This window comes from Gemmatimonadota bacterium, from assembly GCA_040388625.1.
Lineage (GTDB): Bacteria > Gemmatimonadota > Gemmatimonadetes > Gemmatimonadales > Gemmatimonadaceae > Fen-1247.
In genome coordinates this window covers 21998-42361 of record JAZKBK010000004.1, presented here as the reverse complement: position 1 = coordinate 42361, position 20364 = coordinate 21998, and the positions used below count along the sequence as shown (strand labels likewise).

At 63.8% G+C, this 20364-nt stretch carries 18 protein-coding genes and 1 tRNA gene; 17 read left to right on the top strand and 2 right to left on the bottom strand.

Going from position 1 to position 20364, the window contains the following annotated elements; all coding sequences use genetic code 11:
- Positions 1 to 7: 7 nt before the first annotated feature.
- The 6 genes from xseA to recN are packed head-to-tail and all read left to right on the top strand — an operon-like array spanning position 8 to position 6780.
- Positions 8 to 1243: an exodeoxyribonuclease VII large subunit gene (xseA, locus tag V4529_08680; GenBank protein ID MES2358404.1), complete on the top strand. Its 1236-nt coding sequence runs from the start codon at positions 8 to 10 to the stop codon at positions 1241 to 1243.
- Positions 1240 to 1452, top strand: a complete 213-nt coding sequence (gene xseB, locus V4529_08675) for an exodeoxyribonuclease VII small subunit (GenBank protein ID MES2358403.1) — start codon at positions 1240 to 1242, stop codon at positions 1450 to 1452. Before xseA ends, xseB begins: the two co-directional genes overlap by 4 nt.
- The gene (locus V4529_08670; protein ID MES2358402.1) at positions 1445 to 2344 is read left to right on the top strand and encodes a polyprenyl synthetase family protein; all 900 of its coding nucleotides are present in this window, start codon (positions 1445 to 1447) and stop codon (positions 2342 to 2344) included. The genes xseB and V4529_08670 overlap by 8 nt, the downstream gene beginning before the upstream one ends.
- A gap of 7 nt (positions 2345 to 2351) precedes the next feature.
- Positions 2352 to 4250, top strand: coding sequence for a 1-deoxy-D-xylulose-5-phosphate synthase (gene dxs / locus V4529_08665; GenBank protein ID MES2358401.1), 1899 nt, complete (start codon positions 2352 to 2354; stop codon positions 4248 to 4250).
- The gene (locus tag V4529_08660) at positions 4247 to 5119 is read left to right on the top strand and encodes an NAD(+)/NADH kinase (GenBank protein ID MES2358400.1); all 873 of its coding nucleotides are present in this window, start codon (positions 4247 to 4249) and stop codon (positions 5117 to 5119) included. The genes dxs and V4529_08660 overlap by 4 nt, the downstream gene beginning before the upstream one ends.
- Entirely contained in the window at positions 5113 to 6780 is a 1668-nt protein-coding gene (gene recN, locus V4529_08655; protein ID MES2358399.1) for a DNA repair protein RecN, read from the top strand. Before V4529_08660 ends, recN begins: the two co-directional genes overlap by 7 nt.
- A gap of 128 nt (positions 6781 to 6908) precedes the next feature.
- Here recN and V4529_08650 read toward each other — a convergent pair whose 3' ends face one another.
- Positions 6909 to 8570, bottom strand: a complete 1662-nt coding sequence (locus V4529_08650) for a hypothetical protein (protein ID MES2358398.1) — start codon at positions 8568 to 8570, stop codon at positions 6909 to 6911.
- Between the two features lie 30 nt (positions 8571 to 8600).
- Between V4529_08650 and V4529_08645 the strand changes: the two genes are divergently transcribed.
- Together V4529_08645 and V4529_08640 are read left to right on the top strand one after the other, a co-directional pair.
- Positions 8601 to 10412 (top strand): hypothetical protein, encoded by a 1812-nt coding sequence (locus tag V4529_08645; GenBank protein MES2358397.1) that lies wholly within the window; start codon positions 8601 to 8603, stop codon positions 10410 to 10412.
- Positions 10413 to 10479: 67 nt separating this feature from the next.
- A tRNA-Leu gene (locus tag V4529_08640) sits at positions 10480 to 10564 on the top strand.
- Between the two features lie 106 nt (positions 10565 to 10670).
- On the opposite strand, the gene V4529_08635 is transcribed toward V4529_08640, so the two are convergent.
- Positions 10671 to 11504 (bottom strand): Rad52/Rad22 family DNA repair protein, encoded by an 834-nt coding sequence (locus V4529_08635; GenBank protein ID MES2358396.1) that lies wholly within the window; start codon positions 11502 to 11504, stop codon positions 10671 to 10673.
- 534 nt (positions 11505 to 12038) lie between these two features.
- Here V4529_08635 and V4529_08630 point away from each other — a divergent pair.
- The 9 genes from V4529_08630 (at position 12039) to V4529_08590 (ending at position 20342) form a co-directional block, all read left to right on the top strand.
- Positions 12039 to 12560 (top strand): hypothetical protein, encoded by a 522-nt coding sequence (locus V4529_08630; protein ID MES2358395.1) that lies wholly within the window; start codon positions 12039 to 12041, stop codon positions 12558 to 12560.
- 89 nt (positions 12561 to 12649) lie between these two features.
- Positions 12650 to 13648: a M20/M25/M40 family metallo-hydrolase gene (locus V4529_08625; protein ID MES2358394.1), complete on the top strand. Its 999-nt coding sequence runs from the start codon at positions 12650 to 12652 to the stop codon at positions 13646 to 13648.
- Positions 13645 to 14721, top strand: coding sequence for an aspartate-semialdehyde dehydrogenase (gene asd, locus V4529_08620; GenBank protein ID MES2358393.1), 1077 nt, complete (start codon positions 13645 to 13647; stop codon positions 14719 to 14721). Before V4529_08625 ends, asd begins: the two co-directional genes overlap by 4 nt.
- Positions 14718 to 16079 carry a lysine-sensitive aspartokinase 3 gene (lysC, locus tag V4529_08615; GenBank protein MES2358392.1) on the top strand — a complete coding sequence of 454 codons (1362 nt, stop codon included), beginning with the start codon at positions 14718 to 14720 and terminating at the stop codon, positions 16077 to 16079. The genes asd and lysC overlap by 4 nt, the downstream gene beginning before the upstream one ends.
- Complete coding sequence (locus tag V4529_08610) at positions 16076 to 16768, top strand: dihydrodipicolinate reductase C-terminal domain-containing protein (protein MES2358391.1); 693 nt, start codon at positions 16076 to 16078, stop codon at positions 16766 to 16768. The genes lysC and V4529_08610 overlap by 4 nt, the downstream gene beginning before the upstream one ends.
- Positions 16765 to 17664 carry a 4-hydroxy-tetrahydrodipicolinate synthase gene (dapA, locus tag V4529_08605; protein ID MES2358390.1) on the top strand — a complete coding sequence of 300 codons (900 nt, stop codon included), beginning with the start codon at positions 16765 to 16767 and terminating at the stop codon, positions 17662 to 17664. The genes V4529_08610 and dapA overlap by 4 nt, the downstream gene beginning before the upstream one ends.
- Positions 17661 to 18536, top strand: coding sequence for a 2,3,4,5-tetrahydropyridine-2,6-dicarboxylate N-succinyltransferase (locus V4529_08600; GenBank protein MES2358389.1), 876 nt, complete (start codon positions 17661 to 17663; stop codon positions 18534 to 18536). Before dapA ends, V4529_08600 begins: the two co-directional genes overlap by 4 nt.
- Positions 18533 to 19804 carry a 3-phosphoshikimate 1-carboxyvinyltransferase gene (aroA, locus tag V4529_08595; protein ID MES2358388.1) on the top strand — a complete coding sequence of 424 codons (1272 nt, stop codon included), beginning with the start codon at positions 18533 to 18535 and terminating at the stop codon, positions 19802 to 19804. Before V4529_08600 ends, aroA begins: the two co-directional genes overlap by 4 nt.
- Complete coding sequence (locus tag V4529_08590; protein ID MES2358387.1) at positions 19794 to 20342, top strand: (d)CMP kinase; 549 nt, start codon at positions 19794 to 19796, stop codon at positions 20340 to 20342. The genes aroA and V4529_08590 overlap by 11 nt, the downstream gene beginning before the upstream one ends.
- The last annotated feature ends 22 nt before the right edge of the window (positions 20343 to 20364 follow it).

The following is a 20364-nucleotide window of genomic DNA, read 5'->3' as shown; positions in this document are numbered from 1 at the left end:
CCGCGCGATGAGACGCTCATACGGCTCTCGCGCGACGCGCTCCGGTGTCGAGTTCGATCTGTTCGGGTCCGGACCCGGCGCGACACCAATCGTCGCGCCGGCAACACCGGGCTCATCCCCCGAGACGGCGATACAGGTCGCGTCGCTGACCGAGACCGCACGCGCTGTGATCGAGGGCTCGTTCGCTCCGCTGTGGGTGCGCGGCGAGGTCAGCGACTTCAAGCGTCACAGAAACGGGCACTGGTATTTCTGCCTCCGCGATGCATCTGCGCAGGTGCGCTGCGTGGTGTGGTCGCGCAGCCAGCGCGGAATTCCGGCGTCGCCGGACGAGGGAATGGAAGTCACGGCCTTTGGCCAGCTCACCGTGTATTCCGCGCGCGGCGAGATGCACCTCAACGTCACCGCTCTCGATGCGATTGGCGATGGGCTCTGGCGCAAGGCGATGGAAGAAACGCGAGTGCGTCTCGACCGTGAGGGCCTGCTGGCTCCGGAGCGCAAGCGCGCCCTTCCGTCGGCACCGACGCGCGTCGGCATGGTGACCAGCCCGGATGGTGCCGCACTGCGCGACGTCATCTCCGTGATTCGTCGCCGCGCGCCGCACGTGAGTCTCGTGGTGAGCGCCGCGACGGTGCAGGGGCCCGGCGCGCCTGCGGAAATCGTCGCCGCCATCCAGCGCATTTGCCGCTTCGGCGAGATCGACGTTTTGATCGTCGGACGCGGCGGCGGTGCACGCGAGGACTTGTGGGCGTTCAATAGCGAAGCCGTTGCGCGCGCAATCGCGGACTCCACCGTGCCCGTGATTTCCGGTGTCGGTCACGAGATCGACGTGACGATCGCCGATCTCATCGCAGATCATCGCGCCGCGACTCCATCCGCTGCCGCGGAAGCAGCGGTACCGATGCGGAGCGACCTGCTCGCCGCGCTACGCGACATGAGCGACGAGTTGTGTGCGTCGCTCGCCCAGCGTGCGTCGCGGGCCCGCTCTGATCTCGAGAGCGGGGCCATGGCGCTCCGGCGCGCCGCGTCGATCGATGCGGAGCGGCGGCGCGCGGCAATCAGCGCAACCGCCGGTCGTCTCAACGCGCTCAGTCCGCTCGCGACGCTTGCGCGTGGCTACGCGGTCGCTCGCGACACGGTCCACAAGACAACGCTCGCAAGCGTCGCCGACTTCAAGCCGGGTGCGCCTTTCACTCTCACATTGCGCGACGGTGACGTCGCCGCGCGGGTCGCGGACAAGCCATGAGCTACGAAAAGCGAGTCGAGCGGTTGCGGGAAATAGTCGCAGATCTCGAGGGCGATGGACTGCCGCTGGACAAGGCGCTCAAGCTGTTCGAGGAAGGGATCGAGATACTCCGGCTCGCATCCGACGAACTGACCAGGGCCGAGGGACGCGTTCAACTGCTCATCGAGAGCGCGGAAGGCGTCTTCGAGACACGCGACATCGATGTCTGAGCCAAACCTGGCTGTGGACTTCGGATCCGACCGCAGCTACATCGACGCTGCGCTCGGCGCGGCCTGCGAGACCCTCCCGCCAATGTCGCAACGTCTCGACAGGGTTGTCCGCTACGCTCTTTCAGGGCCCGGCAAGCGTCTGCGTGGCATTCTCGTCGCAGCGTCGTACCGTGCAGCTGGCGGTGGGGGCAACGTCTACGGTCTGGCAGCCGCTGTGGAGATGCTGCACGCGTATTCCCTCGCGCACGACGATCTACCCTGCATGGATGACGACGACATGCGGCGCGGTCGTCCGACCGCCCACAAGGCATGCGGCGTCCCGGCGACTGTCGTCGCTGGCGTTGCGATTATCCCGATCGCTGCCGCGGCCGCTGCGCGCTCGGTGCGGGCTATGTACGGCGGGGCTCCGCGGGCAGCGCCAATCGTTGCCGTGCTGATGCAGGCGGCCGGCGCCAGTGGTATGATTGGAGGACAGCTGCACGACCTCATTGCCGAAGACATTCCGGCAGATTCGCTCGAAAAGCTGGAACGGATTCACCGCGCGAAGACAGGTGCACTGATGGCCGCGTCGGCAAAAGTGGGCGGTATGGCGGCAGGTGCCGCCGGCCCCGCGGTGGAGGCGCTTGGAAGCTTCGGTGCCGACATTGGCCTCGCGTTCCAGATAGTGGACGACGTGCTCGACGTTACTTCCTCCTCCGACGCGCTCGGCAAGACGGCTGGGCGTGACGCGGAGCTGGGCAAGAGCACATATCCGGCGTTGCTCGGTGTGAATGGTGCAATGGATCGCGCTGTTGCCCTCGCAAGGCAGGGTTGCAACACGTTGCAGGAACACAACCTGCTCAGCCAGGAGCTTCGTCACCTGGCCGATCTGGTGATTACTCGCACGCACTGACAGGCAGATGGCAATACTCGAAAGCATCACTTCATCGTCGGACCTCAAGGCGCTAACGCGCGACGAGCTGCGCACGCTCGCTGACGAAGTGCGCGCATTCCTCATCGACTCCTGCGCCCGAACCGGCGGTCACATCGGAGCGGGACTCGGCGTGGTCGAGCTCACCATCGCGCTGCATACGGCCTTCAATACGCCGACCGACCAGATCGTGTGGGATGTCGGACACCAAGGTTATCCGCACAAGCTCCTTACAGGACGCGCCAGAGGCTTCGACACGCTGCGCACCGAGAACGGCATGTCCGGCTTTCTCAAGCGCTCCGAAAGCCCGTACGATGCCTTCGGCGCGGGACACGCTGCGACGGCGATCTCGGCGGGCTTCGGAATGGCCGTCGGCCGCGATATTTCCGGCGAGTCGTTCAAGGTGGTGTCCGTGCTCGGTGACGGCGCACTCACGTCGGGGTTGTCGTATGAAGGATTGAATAATGCAGGTGCATCCGGCCGCGATTTCATCGTCGTGCTGAATGACAACGAGATGTCCATCGCTCCGAATGTTGGAGCCATGGCCAAGTATCTCAACTCGGTGCAGCGCAATCCGATCTACAACCGGCTGCGCTCAGCTATCGGCACTGTCGTGGACAGCATGCCGGGACCGTTGCAGGGAATGAGTACGCTGGTGCGCAAGTGGGAGGAGAGCATGAAGTCCTTCCTCACGCCGGGCGTTCTGTTCGAGGAGCTCGGCTTCCGCTACTTCGGACCGATCGACGGTCACGATATCGATCTTCTTCTCGAGACGTTCGCAGCGGTACGCCCCATGGAAGGCCCGCGCCTCGTTCACGTCGTAACCAAGAAGGGAAAGGGATTTCCGGCCGGCGAGAACGTCGAGAAGTGGCACGCGCTCCCCGCGGGTCATGACCCCGCAACCGGCAAGCAGGTCAAGGCGTCATCCGCGAATCCGAGCTACACCGCGGTTTTCGGAAAGGGGCTGGCGGAGCTTGCGGCCATCGATCCCAAGCTTGTCGCAATTACCGCGGCAATGCCGAGCGGAACCGGCACAGGAGTCATGGCGAAGGCATTCCCCAAGCGATTCTTCGACGTTGGAATTGCGGAAGGTCACGCCGTGACCTTCGCGGCCGGCCTCGCGACGCGTGGGATCAAACCGGTGTGCGCCATCTATTCCACTTTCCTCCAGCGTGCGTACGACAACATCATACACGACGTCGCTCTCCAGCATCTGCCTGTCGTGTTCGCCATGGACCGCGCCGGCCTCGTCGGCGAGGACGGGCCGACGCACATGGGATTGTACGACATCGCGTACATGCTTTCGATTCCTGGTGCAACGGTAACTGCGCCCAAAAACGGCACCGAGATGCTCGGCCTGCTGCGTACCAGCATGGCGCACAGGGATGGCTCGTTCTCGCTGCGATATCCGCGCGACGCGTCGCCCGACATCGTTCCGCCGATCGCGGAGATCGCGCCGGTCCCGTTTGGAACGTGGGAAGTGTTGCGTCACGGTTCCGAATTCGCGGTGCTCGCCGTTGGTACCATGGTCAACAACGCACTCGCTGCAGCTGACGTTCTGGCTGCCGAGGGACTGTCGATCACGGTTGTCAACTGCCGATTCCTCAAGCCGCACGACGAAGTCACGCTCAACGCACTGCTCGCGGACCATCGTCATCTTCTCGTGGTCGAGGAAGGAACCGTGGTCAATGGCTTCGGCGCGTACATGACGTCTGTCATCGCGCGACTGGATCCAACCGTGCGCGTCACTGCGCACGGAGTTGCCGACAGATTCATCGAACAGGCGTCGCGAGCGCGCCAGCTACAGCTGACTGGACTCGATGCGGCCGGAATCGCGGAGCGCGTGCGCGTGCTTCACGGCAGTGCCGCCGAGGCGGTCGCCGGATGATCAACATCGGGGTAATCGGTCATCGAGGATACCCCGCGCTCGAATCCATCATGGACGTGCTCGAGAGCGAAGCGCGTCAGCTCGGCGTCAGCTTGTATTTCGAAGCCGGCCTGCTCGATGCTCCCGACGATCGGTTACTCAGGTCGCCGTCGCAGATTCACGTCGCGCTGTCACTTGGCGGTGATGGAACCTTGCTCCGCACCGCCCGGTTTCTCGACGGTGCAGCGGTTCCCATCCTCGGTGTCAACCTGGGAAGACTTGGCTTCCTCACCAGCTGCAGCGCGCCGGAGCTCAAGACTGCACTCGAAGCGGTGGTTGCCGGTGACTACGACGTCGACGAGCGCATGGCACTGCGCGGCGAAGCGAAGCACAGCGACGGAACCCCTACGGAAGAATGGCAGGCGCTCAACGATATCGTGATGCACAAGGGCGGCTTCGCACGGATGCTGAGCGTACGGGTTATCGTCGACGGCGAAACGCTCGGCGACTACAACAGCGATGGAGTCGTCGTCGCGTCCCCGACCGGCTCGACGGCGTACAGTCTGTCGGCTGGCGGCCCACTCGTCACGCCGTCGCTCGATTCCATCATCCTCACGCCAGTCTCCGCGCACGCGCTTGCCATTCGGCCGATAGTCCTTCCGCCGAGCGTCACCGTGACTCTCGAATCGCTGGACGGTCCTGACGAGGTGTTGATCACCGTGGATGGACAGGCCGGTACGCGATTGGCTGCGGGCGACACATTAACGGTTCGCCGCGCGCCGCGCGCCGTGCGTATAGTTCGCTTTCCGGGCAACAGCTTCTTCGATCGGCTCCGCGTCAAGCTCGGCTGGGGCGGACTACCGACACGCGATCAACCCAAACAGTGCTGACCGAACTTCGAATCAGGAATTTTGCCATAATCGATTCGGTAACGCTTCCTCTCGAACGCGGGCTGAATGTTCTCTCGGGAGAAACTGGCGCGGGCAAGTCGATAATCGTTGGCGCGTTGGGATTGCTGCTGGGAGAACGGGCCAGCGCCGATCTGGTGCGCCCCGGCGCCGAGCGCGCGACAGTCGAGGGGGTCTTCGATCTCAGCGGGCGTCCGGCGCTTGTGGCTCTCGTAGATGAGCGTGGCATCGACACGGAAGGGGAAACGCTGGTGCTCAAGCGTGAGATCGCCGCGTCGGGGCGCGGCCGCGCCTGGGTGAACGGCACGCCGGTAACGGCAACGATACTCGCGGAGATCGGCCGGTCGCTCGTCAATCTGCATGGCCAGCACGAAGCGCAGACGTTGCTCGACGACGAGTCGCAACGCCAGATTCTGGACGCGTACGCGGACGCCACAACCGCCGCGCGTGACGTTGCTTCGGAGTACGCCTCGCTGGCGGCGATCCGACGAAGGATCGAAGAGATCACCAAACGGCGCGCCGACGCCGAGCGTCGCGCGGACTACCTTAGACACGTCGCGCGCGAAATCAGCGACGCGCAGCTCGTCCCGGGCGAGGACGTCACACTCGAAGACGACGCGCGTGTTCTCGAGAACGCAGACGAGTTGCGCACACTTGCGCAGGCAGTGTCGCAGGCGCTCAGCGATGACGAGGACGGTGCGCTTGCGCGCCTCGCATCGGTTCATCGCGCGCTTGGTCAGATCTCACGGATCGACGCAAGCGCGTCCAAGATGCAGGAGTTGTACGATACCGGCTTCTACGCGCTCGACGAGCTGGCGCGCGTAGCGTCCGACTACGCGTCTTCCGTTGAATTGGACCCCGAGCGTCTTGCCGGCGTTCGGGCGCGCCGCGAGCTGATCTTCCGTCTGAGCAAGAAGTACGGTGGCACCCTCGCCGACGTCATCACGACAGGCGCCGCGGCGCAGGCCGAACTCGATCTCGTCGATTCAGCCGAGTTCGACGTTGCGCAGCTCCGGAAGCAGGAAGGAGAAGCGTCGGACCGGCTGCGTGCTGCGGCAGCGCGTCTCACGACGCTTCGCAAGCGCGCTGCTACCGCAATCGGCAAGGCAGTGTCCGCGGAGCTTCCGCAATTGGGAATGGACTCCGGCCGCTTCACCGTCGCACTGACGCCGCGCGCGGAAATATCGCCGCAGGGCGCCGAGGATGTTGAGTTTCGCGTTGCACTGAACGTCGGCTACGATCCGCGACCGCTCGCACGCGTCGCATCAGGCGGTGAGCTCGCGCGCGTGATGCTCGCACTCAAGACTGTGCTCGCAGCCGTCGATCACATCCCGACTCTTGTCTTCGACGAAGTCGACGCCGGAATCGGTGGCCGCGTCGGCTTGCAGGTGGGCGATACGATGCGTCGAGTCGCCGAGCAGCATCAGGTATTCGCAATATCCCATCTGCCGCAGATCGCCGCGCGCGCCCACCATCACATAGTGGTTGCCAAGGGCGCGCGTGAAGGCGTGACCACCGCAGACATCAGTGTCCTCTCCGCCAACGATCGAGTGACAGAGATAGCGCGCATGCTGGGCGGCGATCCCGAAAGCAAGGCCAGCAGGGCACACGCGAAGGAATTGCTGCAAGCCGCAGGGTCATAACCCAACACCCGCCGAATTGGCGGTCCGCGCAGGATTGACGATCGGCTCCCACGCCCAGGCATCGCCCGCGTAAGGAATGTCATGCGAAGGTGGGGGAGGGATGCATCCCTGTCTGTCACACCAGATTCCTACCGCTTCAGCCTCCAATACAACCGAATCAAAATCTGATCGTTGATCAACTTCGGCACCGCGCCACCGGTCCCGCTCACCGTCTCCGTATGCAGGTAACTCACGTCGAACGGGATCTTCGACTTTCCCTGACTCACTGCATGCGCATTCGAAAACGCAATCCCACCGCCGACTCGTTGCTCCTTGAAGTCCGTACCAAGCCCGAGATCCGGTAGTGCAACGCCACCTGCCGTGTACGCATCGGCCGTCTTGTGACGATACAGATACTGACCGCCCAGTGAGATGAAATCATTGAACACCCAGCGCGGTGTCGCCTCGATCTCGAGCATGTTTCCGAGTTGCCGATTGACGGCAACGGCGGTGGCGGCCGGAGGGAACGTAACGCCGGGTGCGTATCGTACCGTCATCGAATCGCTCGTCGCCTTTGCGTACCGTGCAACTCCGGAAACCCAGAAGTGACCGCCGAGCAGGATGTCCAGATAACCGCGCGCGAGAACCGCGCCTGCATGCGTTCCTGTTCCGATGTCAGTGAGCGCATCGGACGCCGGAAGCGATCCCGTTGGGAAGCGATATCCGCCAGCGACAGCGAGCCGGGCATTGATTCCGTGCGGCGTGAAACGTGATGCGTTGCGTGCGCGAAACGAATCGAACAACAGCAGCTTCGCAGTCAGCTCCGCGTCGCCGAGGCCCGTTCGCTCGATCGTCTGGAACGGCTGCAGCGAGACCCCGTACGACGGATCGCTCAGCAGCGTCTGCACACCCGGCGTCGCCAGTGGAGTCGGAGCTCCCACGACACCCGTCGCCGTGATGGCCGGCACTCCCGTCGCAGGATTCGCCGCGAACGCATTCAACGCACCGCGCACGCTGCTGACACGCGCATCGACGGCGCTCTGCACGGAACTTCCACGCGTCGGCACCAGCGCGCCATTCATGTACAGAGACGCGACCGAGTTACCGAATCCCGTCGCTGACGCGACGAGCGCCGCGGAGCCGGTGCATTGCGGATCGCTTGCGCCCGCGCCGGAGCAATAGGCCCTCACCGCCGTCGCCGCCGTGATCACCTGTGCAGTGAAGATGGAATCGGTTGCGCGCGCGACGGCATCTCCCGCCGCAGCCGGATTGGGACCCAGATTGGCCTCGTTCGCCGCGGGATTCGCGCGAAAGAACACGCTCGTCCGCGTATGCACGATCGGAACCATCGCCGTCACCGACAACCAGCGCGAGATTCCGGCCTCGATCGATATCGGAACGTTCGCGACACGGTCGGTCACCTGCGTGACAGTCTTCCCGACCGACACGTTGAGGCCTGACACGCCCGTGATAGCCCGCAATGTGTCCTGAACCGGCTTGAGGATGGGCAGCTGTGCCACCCCCACGCTGTCGAGGCTGAACCGGCCGCCGAGCGGTTGGAGAACTCCCGCCACGCCCGGCTTCGGGGAAACGAACAGCTGATCCCAGTACGACCAGTCGCTTTCCACCTTGATCCGGAAACTGCCAGACGGCGTGATCGATGCATCTTCGCCCAGCCCGGTGATCGCCTGGGCACCAGCTGCGCCAGCGCACAGCGACGCCGTGAGGGTGAAAATTGCTGCTTGGAACCAGCGTCCGGGCATGTGCTCTCGGTAAAAATCGTTGTAGGCGCGACGCGGGGACGTTAGCATTCCGGTTCCGTCCGTGTCAACCAAAGCTAAGTGAGGTCTGAGCTGCGCACGCCACCAACCATCCCGTGGCAGGTAACCGGGAACCACTGGCTCTCGTTGCCGTGCGTGCATCCGGCCGACGGTTCCATCCATGGAATCGGACTGATCTCGCTGGCCCACCGGGGTGCCATCGAGTTCGCCGGCGCCGCTGACTTCGAGAACGGGGCAGGCGAGCCGCTGCTGCGCCTGGGCTTCGAGTCGAATGGCGCCCCGATCGAGCTCGCCACGACCCGGGTGGCCTGGCAGCGCGTCCTAGAGTGGCTGCCGGCCTTCAATTCGACGGTTGGCGATCTCGTCATACGCGGAACCATCTTCGCTCCCTGTGGCCGCGCTGCCGACTTCCCTGGCTTCGTCTACGCGATCTCCATCGAGAATCGCGGTCAATCGCCTGCCGCTGTCACCTTTCGCGCTCAAGGCACGCTCGGCGTTCGGCAACACCGCATCCGTACCGCGCGCCGCTTCGACGACGCGCACATCGCGACGCTGACCGACGACATAATCACTCTGCGCGGAACGAATCGCGGCTCGGAGACAGCGTTGGCGTTGACTGGCGATTCGATGATCGGTACCGTCGCCGAGACCACCGATGGCATAGCGCGGTTCACGTTGAGCCGCGAGGCCGTGCTGCAACCAGGCGAGCGCGTCGACCTCGCATTGTACGCCGCGGCGGGCCCCGAAGTCGACGGCGCCGTCGCCATGGTGCAGCGGATGCGACGCCGCGGCTGGCGAACGCTCGCGGCACAGACGCGCGATGCAATCTCGACGCTGCAACAATCCACCGGCATTCCCGCGGCCGACCGTCTCATCAATCGGCATCTGATGTTCGCGTACTTTTATGCTGCCGGTCGAGCCATCGACGACGCTCGCTGGTACATCTTCCGCTCGCGCATTCCATGGTGCGCGCAGGGATTGACGGTACGCGACTACGAGGTGCTGATGTGGCTGGTGCCTGCATTTCAGCTCGCCGATACCGCGCTCGCGCGCGAATTGCTGCTGAGAACATGCGAGCTGCATGGATACGCGCCGGGCCGCGGTGTCAACTACATCGATGGCACTCCGTTCGATGTGGCGTTCTGTCTCGATGCGGCCGCTGCATATCCGGTCTCTGTGGACCGCTACGTCGCGCAGACAGGTGACGATCGCATCGTCGAGGATGCGCCAATCGCCGAGGCACTTTACGCGGCGAACGACGACATCGCAGCGTCGCGTCATGGATCGCTGCCATTGTACAGAACGGATGCAACTCCGTCCGGCGCGGATGCGGAGCTGCCATACACGCTGCACGGCAACGCGCTCGTCGCAGACGCGCTCGAAGTACTCAAGCAGACGCTCGACGAGAAGACCGCGGAACACGTTCAGAACGCCGACGCCGTCCGCGCCGCAATCACGCGCCAGTTCGCGACTGACAAGGACTCGTCGCGAACGCTGCTCGCTACGGCAACCGATCTCGCCGGTGCAACGTCCATGCGTGACGATCCGGTGGGATCGGTGTTCTGGCTACCGCTCTATCACATGCTCTCGCGCGACGACTCGATCTATCGCCGCACCGTCCGACGACTCGAGCAATCCGACGCCGATGCCGCGCACATCAACCTCGCCGAGCGATGCGCTACACTCATGGGACCCGACGCCGCGAAGACGCTCGAATGGTTGCGGCGCGCCGATCTCGACGGTGGTCTCGCTGCCGAATTCGTGGACGCCGACGGCATGGCTATTGGCAATGGCGGTGACGCATCGCTCTCGGCGCTCATTGCGTACTCGGTCTGGTATGCCGTCAGTGTGCTTGGCATCCCCGCCGGTTGACCCGCCCTACGTGGGTCATCGCGGCTTCGTATATTGATGTGTTGCACCACGCACTTTGCGTGTGACAGCTCGGATGGCGAAATGGGTAGACGCGAGGGACTTAAAATCCCTTGGAACATAATTCCATGCCGGTTCGAGTCCGGCTCCGAGCACTATGATGCAACGACCACCGCACTACCCGTACATTCTGAACACAAAGAGGGGAAGCGAATCCGTGATTCGCTTCCCCTCTTTGTGCGCATGCGATTGACTTCCGCGTTAGAACGGAATCTCGTCCGTCAGCGCCAGCTTCGCCGCGCGCGACTTCCGCGCCGGTGCCTTGGGCGTCTCGACTTCGGCGGTCGACTCTTCCGCGGAGTCAGATCCATCAGGCTCCGCGTGCGATCCGTTGGTCTTTACCGGCCACACGACTCCGTCGCAGTTTCTATCCCGGCACTTGTAGTCGGGCGCCTTGGGATTCCGCTTGGTCAGGCGGTTGTCCCACATGCGCCCGCCGCACTTGGGGCAGCTCACTGCGTCGACGTCCGTCAGGGTGTTCGCTTCCTTCATCGCACTCACGTCGTCGGTCGCAACCGCGGAACGGCTCAGCTTTCCAGCGCCGTTCCCGTGTCTGCGCTCGTATGCGTTCGCCGGATCTTCGACTGGCTTGGCGTACTTGCCGTCGCCATCAACCTCGACCCAGTTCTGCTCGTACGAGTACAGCTCGTTTCCAATTCCGAACCGAACCGCTGCGCGCTTGAACGCATCGGTCGACGCCTGCTTGTAGTCGCGTCCGGTCCCGACGTCCTCACGGATCACGCCGAGTACCTGAAGCCGCGCCTTGAACGCGCAGACCGAATCCGAATCGACCTCGGCGCCGTGGATCTGCGGCAGCATCTCGAGAGTCAGGTCCCACTCACCCGGGACCACTGTGTCGAGGCGCTCCCGCACCGTGTTCGCTTCGATATAACACACGAAGCGCGCGAAGTACCGCCCGTCCCTCGCTACCGGCTTGCCGTCCTGGCGCCACGAGATCGTTCCCGCAGGCACCGGGGCCGCCAGCGCTGACCAGACAGCGTCCTTCGAATTGAATGTCTCCTGTCTCGCAATCATTTCCGTTTCCTCGCCCTGGTCTTGCCAGAGCTCCTGGGTCTAGGCGCATTCGCGCTCATTGTCCGAACAATCCTCCGTACTTCCGCAACCGCCTTGCAGCTACGTCCGTGTTCGCAATACCAACCGTACCGGTCGAAGTACACCAGGTGCAGCGTCCTTTCTTTCTCCCTCTGCTCCCACACCTTCCACAACTCTGTCACCGTCGTGTCGGGCCCACATTGAAGCCACGGATCGAGCGGCTCCACGTCGTAGGTGGACGGGACCTGCGGAATCTGGACCTTTCGCGTTTTCCGAGCCCCGGCGCGGCCTTTGACCTGTTTCATTGGCACGTGCCAAGTCGTTGGTAGTTCACTACTTACGGTGCAATTTTCGGTGATTGTTCGGTATGTGGAAACCTAGTGTTTTGCGTGTTTCAAAGCAAGGGTTCTGTGTGGAAAAGTGCCAATTATTCGATCGCGAGGCACCCCTCCTGCCTTCTGGCTCGGGACGTGCTTGGCCACCGTCAATTGAGCCGGATCACCCCACGGAGGACCAATGGATACAGGAAACGACTTTCTCAAATCCCAAGTGCACAACGCCGCCGTCCAGCACCACGCCTTTCTCAAGGGATTGGAGGACCACGCAGCACAGGCCGAAGACCCGCGCTTTCGCGATCTCTGTACACGTTACATACCCGCCATGCGCGACCACCAACGCCTGCTGGAAGACTATCAGCACGAGCTCGGTGCGCCGAGCGCAGGCGTCCTCAAGCGGGCCCTCGGCGCCACGGCCAACGCTGCCCGCGACCTGGCCGACTCGGTCCGCGAAAGCGATTTCCTTCGCCTGGTAGCCGACATAGTTCTGTCCCGCCAATCCGAAGACACCTTCAAGACTTTCCGGGAGGCTGGCCGCGCGCTTGGCCTGCCGCAACTTGCGGGTATCGGCGAGGCGGGCGAGCGAGACCACGATTCGTACAACCGGGAGGCGAACCGACTCGTTCAGCAATTGTTCGTCGAGCAGGTCCGGCAAGGCGACCATCGCGTTGCTCCGACGTCCACGGCGGAACTCAGCCACTAGGCCGAGCAATGGTTTGTGAGGGCAGGCCCCCGGTGCCTGCCCATTTCTCTCCGCTCCCAACGCGATACCTCTGCCACTAACTTGCGCGCATGACCGATGTCGTCGCGCTCGCCGCAGAACTGCTGTCGATACAATCATTTACGAGAGACGAGGGAGCGGCGATCGATTTCGTCGCGCGCTGGCTCGTGAGCCGGCACTGGAACGTGTCGATCCAGGAAGTCTCGCCTGGACGCGGTAACGTGTGGGCTTCGCGGCGCGGTGGAGGAGTCACTCTTTCCACGCATCTCGACACCGTGCCGCCCTATCATCCGCCAAGGCTGAGCGGCAATCGTCTCTACGGCCGCGGCGCGTGCGACGCGAAGGGAATCGCAGCTGCAATGATGGCGGCAGCCGAGCAGCTCGTAAGCGAAGGCGAAGACCGCGTGGATCTCCTCTTCGTGGTGGGCGAGGAGAAAGGATCCGACGGCGCACGCGCCGCCAACAATCTCGCGGCGACCAGTCGCTACCTCGTCAACGGTGAGCCAACCGAGAGCAAGCTGGCGAGCGGCTGCAAGGGATCGTTGCGCTTCATCGTCCGCACGCACGGACGGGAGGCGCACTCCGCCTATCCAGAACTCGGCGCCTCGGCCATCGAGCCGCTGCTGCGTTTGCTTCCGACGATCCATGACGTGGATTTCCCCTTCGATCCGGTGCTCGGTGCAACGACGGTGAACATCGGGACGATCACCGGTGGAACTGAAGCGAACATCATTCCCGGAAGCGCGGAGTCGGAAGTGATGCTGCGTCTCGTGAGCGACGTCGAGCCAATCAAGCGCCTCATTTCGGACTGGGCCCACGCAGGTGGCGCAGACGTCGAATTCGGATCGACGATTCCGGCTCAGCACTTTCACGTGCTGGATGGCTACGAGGTCGCACCGGTCTCATACACGTCCGATATCCCGCTGCTCTCTCGCTGGGGAACTCCGCTGTTGTTCGGACCGGGATCCATCCATGTGGCACACACACCCGACGAATACGTCGATGTCGATGAGCTGCGTGCGAGTGTCTCGACGTATGTTTCACTCGTAAGGCAACTGCTAGCTCAATGACCGGCAATGATATCGCTCGCGACCGGATGCCGGTCGCGGTGCTCGGCGCAACTGGCGCCGTGGGCCAGACTTTCATCAGACTGTTGCGCGACCACCCGTGGTTTCGTGTCGCCGAGGTTGCAGCATCAGAAAGATCTGCGGGCAGGCGATACGCAGATGCCACGCACTGGCTCGAGGGAGAAATGCCAGCGGATGTCGCGTCGCTCACGGTGACGCCGTGCACGCCCGATTCGGTTTCATCTTCGATAGTCTTTTCAGCGCTCGACTCGGGCGTCGCGGGCGACGTTGAGATTGCATTCGCACGCGCCGGCAGGTTCGTTTGCAGCAACGCCAAGAATCACCGCATGCTGAGCGACGTTCCGCTGCTCATCCCCGAGATCAATGCGCAACACCTCGCCGTGATCGACGCGCAGCGCAAACACCGTGGATGGACGGGCGCGCTCGTGACGAATGCGAACTGTTCATCCACCGTTGCGGCGCTACCGCTGGCGCCGCTGCATGAAGCCTTTGGTATAACCAGCATGTTCATCGCGACCATGCAGGCGGTCTCTGGCGCCGGATACCCGGGCGTACCATCGCTCGACATAATGGGCAACGTCATTCCATACATCGCGGACGAGGAGCCGAAGATCGAAGCCGAGATCGGCAAGCTGCTTGGCGTCGTGAATGAGAATGCGATCGAGTCGGCGCCGTTCCGGGTGACTGCGCACGCCAATCGTGTTCCGGTCGAGCACGGACACACGACCTGCATGTCGATCGGGCTCGCGTCCTCCGCGACGCCGGAGCAGGTGTCCGACGCCATCATGGCGTGGACCGGCCGCGAGGAAGCCATGGATCTTCCATCGCGGCCCCATCGGCCGATCGTCGTCACGACAGCGCCGGATCACCCGCAGCCGCGCCGCGACGTGATGCGGGGCAACGGGATGACCGTCACGGTGGGACGCATCCGGCGCGACGAGCTGCTCGATGTACGGATGGTAGCGATGGGCAGCAACACCATCCGTGGCGCGGCGGGCGGCGCAATAATGAACGCGGAGCTGCTCGTCACTCAGGGCTACGTGGCTCGTCCGTGATAGTCGTCAAATTTGGTGGCACCTCCGTCGGCGATGCGGATGCGATCTGCCGCGCGGCGGATGTCGTCGCGAGCCGGCTGCATCGCGCGCCTGTCGTGGTAGTCTCCGCGGCGAGCGGCACCACGACCGAGCTGCTCGGCATCGCGGAACAGGCGGCGCGCGGTCAGCTCATCGGCGCACTCCGGTCGGTCGAGCACATTCGCGAGCGGCACGTCGCGATGTGCGACGTTCTGCTTCGCGATGTCCCGGGTGGTCCAGACACTGCTGCGGAGATTGCCGCGATGTGCGATGAGGTCGCGAGCCTGGCCGAGGCGCTCACGACGCTCGGCCACATAACACCGCGGAGCCTCGATGCAGTCGCGTCGTTCGGTGAGCAGATGTCCGCCTTGCTGGTCACCGAGGCATTCCGCGCGCGAGGAATTCCAGCGCAGCATCTGGACGCGCGCGAAGTCATTGTCACCAGCGACCATTTCAACCAGGCGGAGCCGAGTCTGGATGCGATCTCGGACCGCGCGCGCGATCGTGTCGCGCCGATGGTCCGGTCAGGAATCATTCCGGTGCTCGGCGGCTACATCGGTGCTACAGCGGCCGGCGTTACGACGACGCTCGGGCGCGGCGGCTCCGATTACACCGCGTCGCTGCTCGGTGCAGCCCTCGGGGCCGACGACATCGAGATATGGACTGATGTGGACGGAATGCTCACCGCCGATCCTCGCGTGGTGAGCGATGCGAAGCTCATCTCGCAGATCCGATTCGACGAAGCGTCGGAGCTCGCGTCGTTCGGGGCCAAGGTGTTGCATCCGAATACGATTGCACCGGCTGTCCGGCGTGGAATCCCCGTGTACATCTACAACACGCGTAACCCGACGCGATCCGGGACGCGAATCATGTTCGACGCTCCGCGCCGTCCGGTGACGGCCATCGCCGCCAAGGGCGACGTTACGACAGTGCGGGTGAGCGCGCCCCGCATGCTGCTCGCGAAGGGCTTTCTGCGCAGCGTTTTCGAGATCTTCGAGCGGCAGCGCACATCGGTCGACGTCGTCTCCACTTCCGAAGTATCCGTCTCGGTTACGCTCGATGACGCCACGCGACTGGATGAGCTGCTCATCGACCTGCGCCTGCTCGGCGACGTTTCGATCGAGCGGGATCGTGCTGTCGTTGCGATAGTCGGATCCGGCATCGGTGACCGCGGCGACTGCATGGGCCGGGCGCTGCAGGCGCTCGGCGGCATGCACGTTCACATGGTTTCACTGAGCGCCAGCGGCATCAATCTCACCGTTGTCGTTGACGGCCCCTCGATGCAGGATGCCATGCGGTCGCTGCATGCCGAGTTCTTTCCTCATGAGGCGAATTCATGACTGCGCTTCGGCTGGCAGTAATCGGCCCGGGTAAGATGGGAACGGCAGTCGCGCATCTTGCACGTACGAGCGGGATCGACGTTGTCGCGACGCTGGGCGCCGGCACTGTCATCGACTCGAGTTCGCTCGCCGGTGCACAGGTGGCGATTGAATTCACGGAGCCCGGCGCAGCTGCGGCGAATGCCCGGGCGTGTATCATCGCCGGATGCCCGATCGTGATCGGTACAACTGGTTGGTATGGTGAGCTGCCGGAGATTTCGCGGCTCGTCTCGGAAAAAGGCGGGTCACTGTTGTGGGCGCCGAATTTCTCGCTCGGCGTACATGCGGTAGCCCGCATGATGCGTCGCGCGGGTGAGATCTTCGCGAATCTCCCGACCTTCGATGCCGCGCTGGTGGAGACGCATCACGCGGAGAAGAAGGACGCGCCATCCGGCACGGCGCGCATGCTGCAGCAAAAGTTCGCGGAGGGATCGGCTCGCGAGGTTCCGATAACGAGCGTTCGCGTCGGCTCCGTGCCCGGCACGCACACGCTCATTCTCGACGGTGGTTTCGAGCAGATCGTCATCTCGCACGAAGCGCGCGACAGGCGGGTATTCGCGGAGGGCGCACTCGTCGCGGCCAGATGGCTGATCGGACGTCGTGGCGTCTTCACGCTGGACGATGTGTTATCCAATGAGGAGGTTCGATGAAATCGACAGTTCCCATGCTGCGTGGTGCTGGCACCGCGATAGTCACTCCGTTCACCACGGCGGGTGAGCTGGACGAAAAGGCATTACGAAGCTTCGTCGCATGGCAGATAGAGGAGGGGATCAACTACATCGTGCCTTGCGGATCGACCGGAGAGGCCGCAACGATGACCGCGGACGAACAGCGGCGCGTTGTCGAGATCACGGTAGAAGTGGTTGCCGGACGAATCCCTGTCGTCGCGGGCGCAGGATCCAACGATACTGCGCGCGCGCTGGCAAACTCCAGGATGATGCGCGACGCGGGCGCGACGCACCTCTTGCACGTGTCGCCGTCGTACAACAAACCGCCGCAACGCGGCATAGTGGCACACTTCCGCGCGATCGCTGATACGATCGATCTGCCTGTGGTCGTGTACAACGTGCCGGGACGCACAGCAAGCAATGTGACAGCCGAGACGACGCTCGAGCTCGCCACTCACCCAAATATTGTAGCGGTGAAGGAGGCTTCGGGAAATCTCGCCCAGATAACCCAGATTCTTCGCCATCGGCCCCGCGATTTCTCTGTACTGTCGGGAGACGACGCACTCACGCTTGCCGTGATGGTGGCCGGCGGCGACGGTGTGACGTCCGTGACGTCCAATGTGACCCCGGCACTCGTCACACAACTCTGCGCGGCCGCGCACCGCGGCGACTACGATGATGCGCGAGCCATCGATAGTCGCCTCGCGCCCTGGACTCACGCAGCCTTCGTCGAATCGAATCCGATACCGGTCAAGGCTGCTCTCGCGATGATGAAGCTGATGGGCGACAACCTTCGCCTTCCACTCGTCCCGCTCGCCCGCCAGCATCATGGGTTGGTGCGCGCAGCACTCGTCTCGGTCGGAGCACTACCAGCATGACGCTTGGTTCGAGCCATGCACACGAAGCGCTCGCCAGCAGGATCGAAGCGTTCGCTTCGGTCCGTGGGACCCCGCCACCGGATGCGCGCGCCGCAGTCGATGAGCTGCTCACGTTGCTCGAGGCCGGCGCCGTGCGCGCAGCTGCGCGCGCGGCCACTGGCGATTGGTGCGCCGTACCATGGGTCAAGCTTGGCATTCTGCTCGGTTTTCGTGTTGGTGCCGTGGTCGACATGTCGTTTGCGCGGTCCGGTGACACCGATGTAACGTTTTCGTTCTTCGACAAGGATACCTACCCGCCGCGCGCGCTTCGGTTGAGCGATGGCATTCGCGTGGTTCCGGGAGGTTCTTCCATCCGGCGCGGAGCATTCCTTGCTCGCGGCGTCGTGTGCATGCCGCCCAGTTACGTCAACGTCGGCGCATACGTCGGTGCAGGGACCATGATCGACTCCCACGCTCTTGTCGGATCGTGCGCGCAGGTCGGTGAGCGGGTGCACCTGAGTGCTGCGGCGCAGCTTGGTGGAGTGCTCGAACCAATCAACGCAGCTCCAGTTGTCATAGAAGATGACGTCGTCGTCGGTGGAAATTGCGGTGTGTACGAGGGGACCGTAGTTCGGAGCAGGGCAGTTCTCGGAGCGGGCGTCGTTCTCACGCGCAGCACACCCGTGTTCGACCTCGTCAACCAGACCGTCTACAGAGCATCGCCGGATCGGCCACTCATCATTCCGATGGGCGCGGTCGTGATACCCGGCACGCGACCCGCGTCATCCGAGTGGGCAACTGAAATGAAACTCTCGATCGTTACGCCGATCATCGTCAAATATCGCGACGAGCGCACTGACGCGGCGACGGCACTCGAGGAGGCTCTCCGATGACCGGCATCGCGTCCATTCGCGGCGTCGTGCGGGTTCCGGGCGACAAGTCCATCTCTCATCGCAGTCTGATTCTCGCTGCGCTTTCTGATGGCACGAGCCATATCAGCGGTCTTCTGCGCTCTGCCGACATCGACAGCACCGCGTCGGTGTTGAGCGCGCTCGGTGTACGCATCGAGCCCGACAAGGAGGGCATAGCAGTTCACGGACGTGGACTTCGCGGCCTCCTGGTTCCCAAACGGCCGCTCGACTGCGGCAACAGTGGCACCACGGCGCGCCTCATGGCCGGCGTGCTCGCCGCGCATCCCTTCGACAGTACGCTCATCGGCGACGCGAGTCTCAGTCGCCGGCCGATGCGAAGAGTCACCGAGCCACTCGAGCAGATGGGTGCACACTTTACGATGGGGGGCGATGGCGATGGTCTCCCGTTGACCATCCATGGCGGCACTCTCGGAAGCATCGGCTGGAACAGTCCCACGGCGAGCGCGCAGGTAAAGAGCGCCATTCTTCTCGCGGCGCTCAACGCGCAGGTGAGCGCCAACGTGACGGAGCCGACCCGGTCGCGCGATCACACGGAGCGCATGCTCGCTGCACGTGGAATTCCGATTGTGGTGGACGGTGAATCTGTATCCATCGGTGTTGCGCGCTCGATGCGCGCGGTGGACACGCACGTACCCGGCGATCCCTCCTCCGCGGCGTTTTTCGTAGCGCTCGCGGCGCTGGTTCCCGGCCGCACACTCGACATGCCTGGCGTCTGCGTCAATCCCACCCGCACCGGCTTTCTCGACGTGGTTCAACGGATGGGCGCGGTGGTTTCGCTTTTGGACTCCTCCGATGAAGGCGGCGAACCTACTGCCACCATCCGCGCGACAGGCACCGACTCCCTGCGCTCCGTGAATGTCGGCGCCGCCGAGATGCCTTCGATGATCGACGAGGTCCCGATACTCGCGTGCCTTGCCGCGCGAGCGGATGGAGAGACCGTGATCAGCGGCGCGGCCGAGCTGCGAGTGAAAGAGAGCGACCGCATTTCAGCCGTCGTGCGTAATCTGCAGGCCATTGGTGTGGACGCCGAAGAGCGGTCCGACGGCATGGCCATTCGCGGGAGTCGTGCGCCACTTTCAGGCCGCATCGAGACGCACGGCGACCATCGCATCGCCATGGCCTTCGGCGTACTCGGCGCGCTCCCTGACAACGAGATCGATATCGTCGGCCCTGAATGCGTCAGTGTGTCCTATCCTTCGTTCTGGAGCGATCTGCGACGTGTCGCGTAGCACAGTGGTGATCGCTATCGATGGTCCGGCAGCCTCGGGAAAATCGTCAACAGCGGCATGGGTGGCGCGCGAGCTGGGATACAGGCACCTGGACTCGGGCGCGCTGTATCGCGCCGAAACCGGCCGCCGTCTCGGCATCGCGGACCCGCGCTCCGCCGAGGTTACAGCGGCCGTATCGGCAGTCGCGCAGATGCCTGAGGTCCGCGCCGCGGTGAACGCGGAACTCCGTCGAGCAGCCGCGACTGAGAACGTAGTAGTGGACGGTCGCGACATCGGGAGCGTCGTCTTTCCCGACGCGCAGCTCAAGATCTTTCTGGTCGCCGATCCGTGGGAGCGCGCCCGTCGCCGTCTGCACCAACGTCTGGAGCGCTCGGCCACCGACGCCGAAATCGCCGACGAGACCCGTCGGCTGGTCGAGCGCGATGCCAGTGACGCCACCAACACCCTTCAGGCGCGCGACGCGGTTCTGATCGATACCACCTATCTCACCCAGGAGGACCAGGTTCAGCGGATAGTGGCGCTGGCGCAGAAAGTGTAGGAATGTCGGGCTGCTAGAGCTT

Coding starts and splice junctions, on each gene's coding strand:
- xseA (MES2358404.1), top strand. CDS start 8: ATGAGACGCTCATACGGCTCTCGCGCGACGCGCTCCGGTGTCGAGTTC.
- xseB (MES2358403.1), top strand. CDS start 1,240: ATGAGCTACGAAAAGCGAGTCGAGCGGTTGCGGGAAATAGTCGCAGAT.
- V4529_08670 (MES2358402.1), top strand. CDS start 1,445: ATGTCTGAGCCAAACCTGGCTGTGGACTTCGGATCCGACCGCAGCTAC.
- dxs (MES2358401.1), top strand. CDS start 2,352: ATGGCAATACTCGAAAGCATCACTTCATCGTCGGACCTCAAGGCGCTA.
- V4529_08660 (MES2358400.1), top strand. CDS start 4,247: ATGATCAACATCGGGGTAATCGGTCATCGAGGATACCCCGCGCTCGAA.
- V4529_08650 (MES2358398.1), bottom strand. CDS start 8,570: ATGCTAACGTCCCCGCGTCGCGCCTACAACGATTTTTACCGAGAGCAC.
- V4529_08635 (MES2358396.1), bottom strand. CDS start 11,504: ATGATTGCGAGACAGGAGACATTCAATTCGAAGGACGCTGTCTGGTCA.
- V4529_08630 (MES2358395.1), top strand. CDS start 12,039: ATGGATACAGGAAACGACTTTCTCAAATCCCAAGTGCACAACGCCGCC.
- V4529_08625 (MES2358394.1), top strand. CDS start 12,650: ATGACCGATGTCGTCGCGCTCGCCGCAGAACTGCTGTCGATACAATCA.
- asd (MES2358393.1), top strand. CDS start 13,645: ATGACCGGCAATGATATCGCTCGCGACCGGATGCCGGTCGCGGTGCTC.
- V4529_08610 (MES2358391.1), top strand. CDS start 16,076: ATGACTGCGCTTCGGCTGGCAGTAATCGGCCCGGGTAAGATGGGAACG.
- dapA (MES2358390.1), top strand. CDS start 16,765: ATGAAATCGACAGTTCCCATGCTGCGTGGTGCTGGCACCGCGATAGTC.
- V4529_08600 (MES2358389.1), top strand. CDS start 17,661: ATGACGCTTGGTTCGAGCCATGCACACGAAGCGCTCGCCAGCAGGATC.
- aroA (MES2358388.1), top strand. CDS start 18,533: ATGACCGGCATCGCGTCCATTCGCGGCGTCGTGCGGGTTCCGGGCGAC.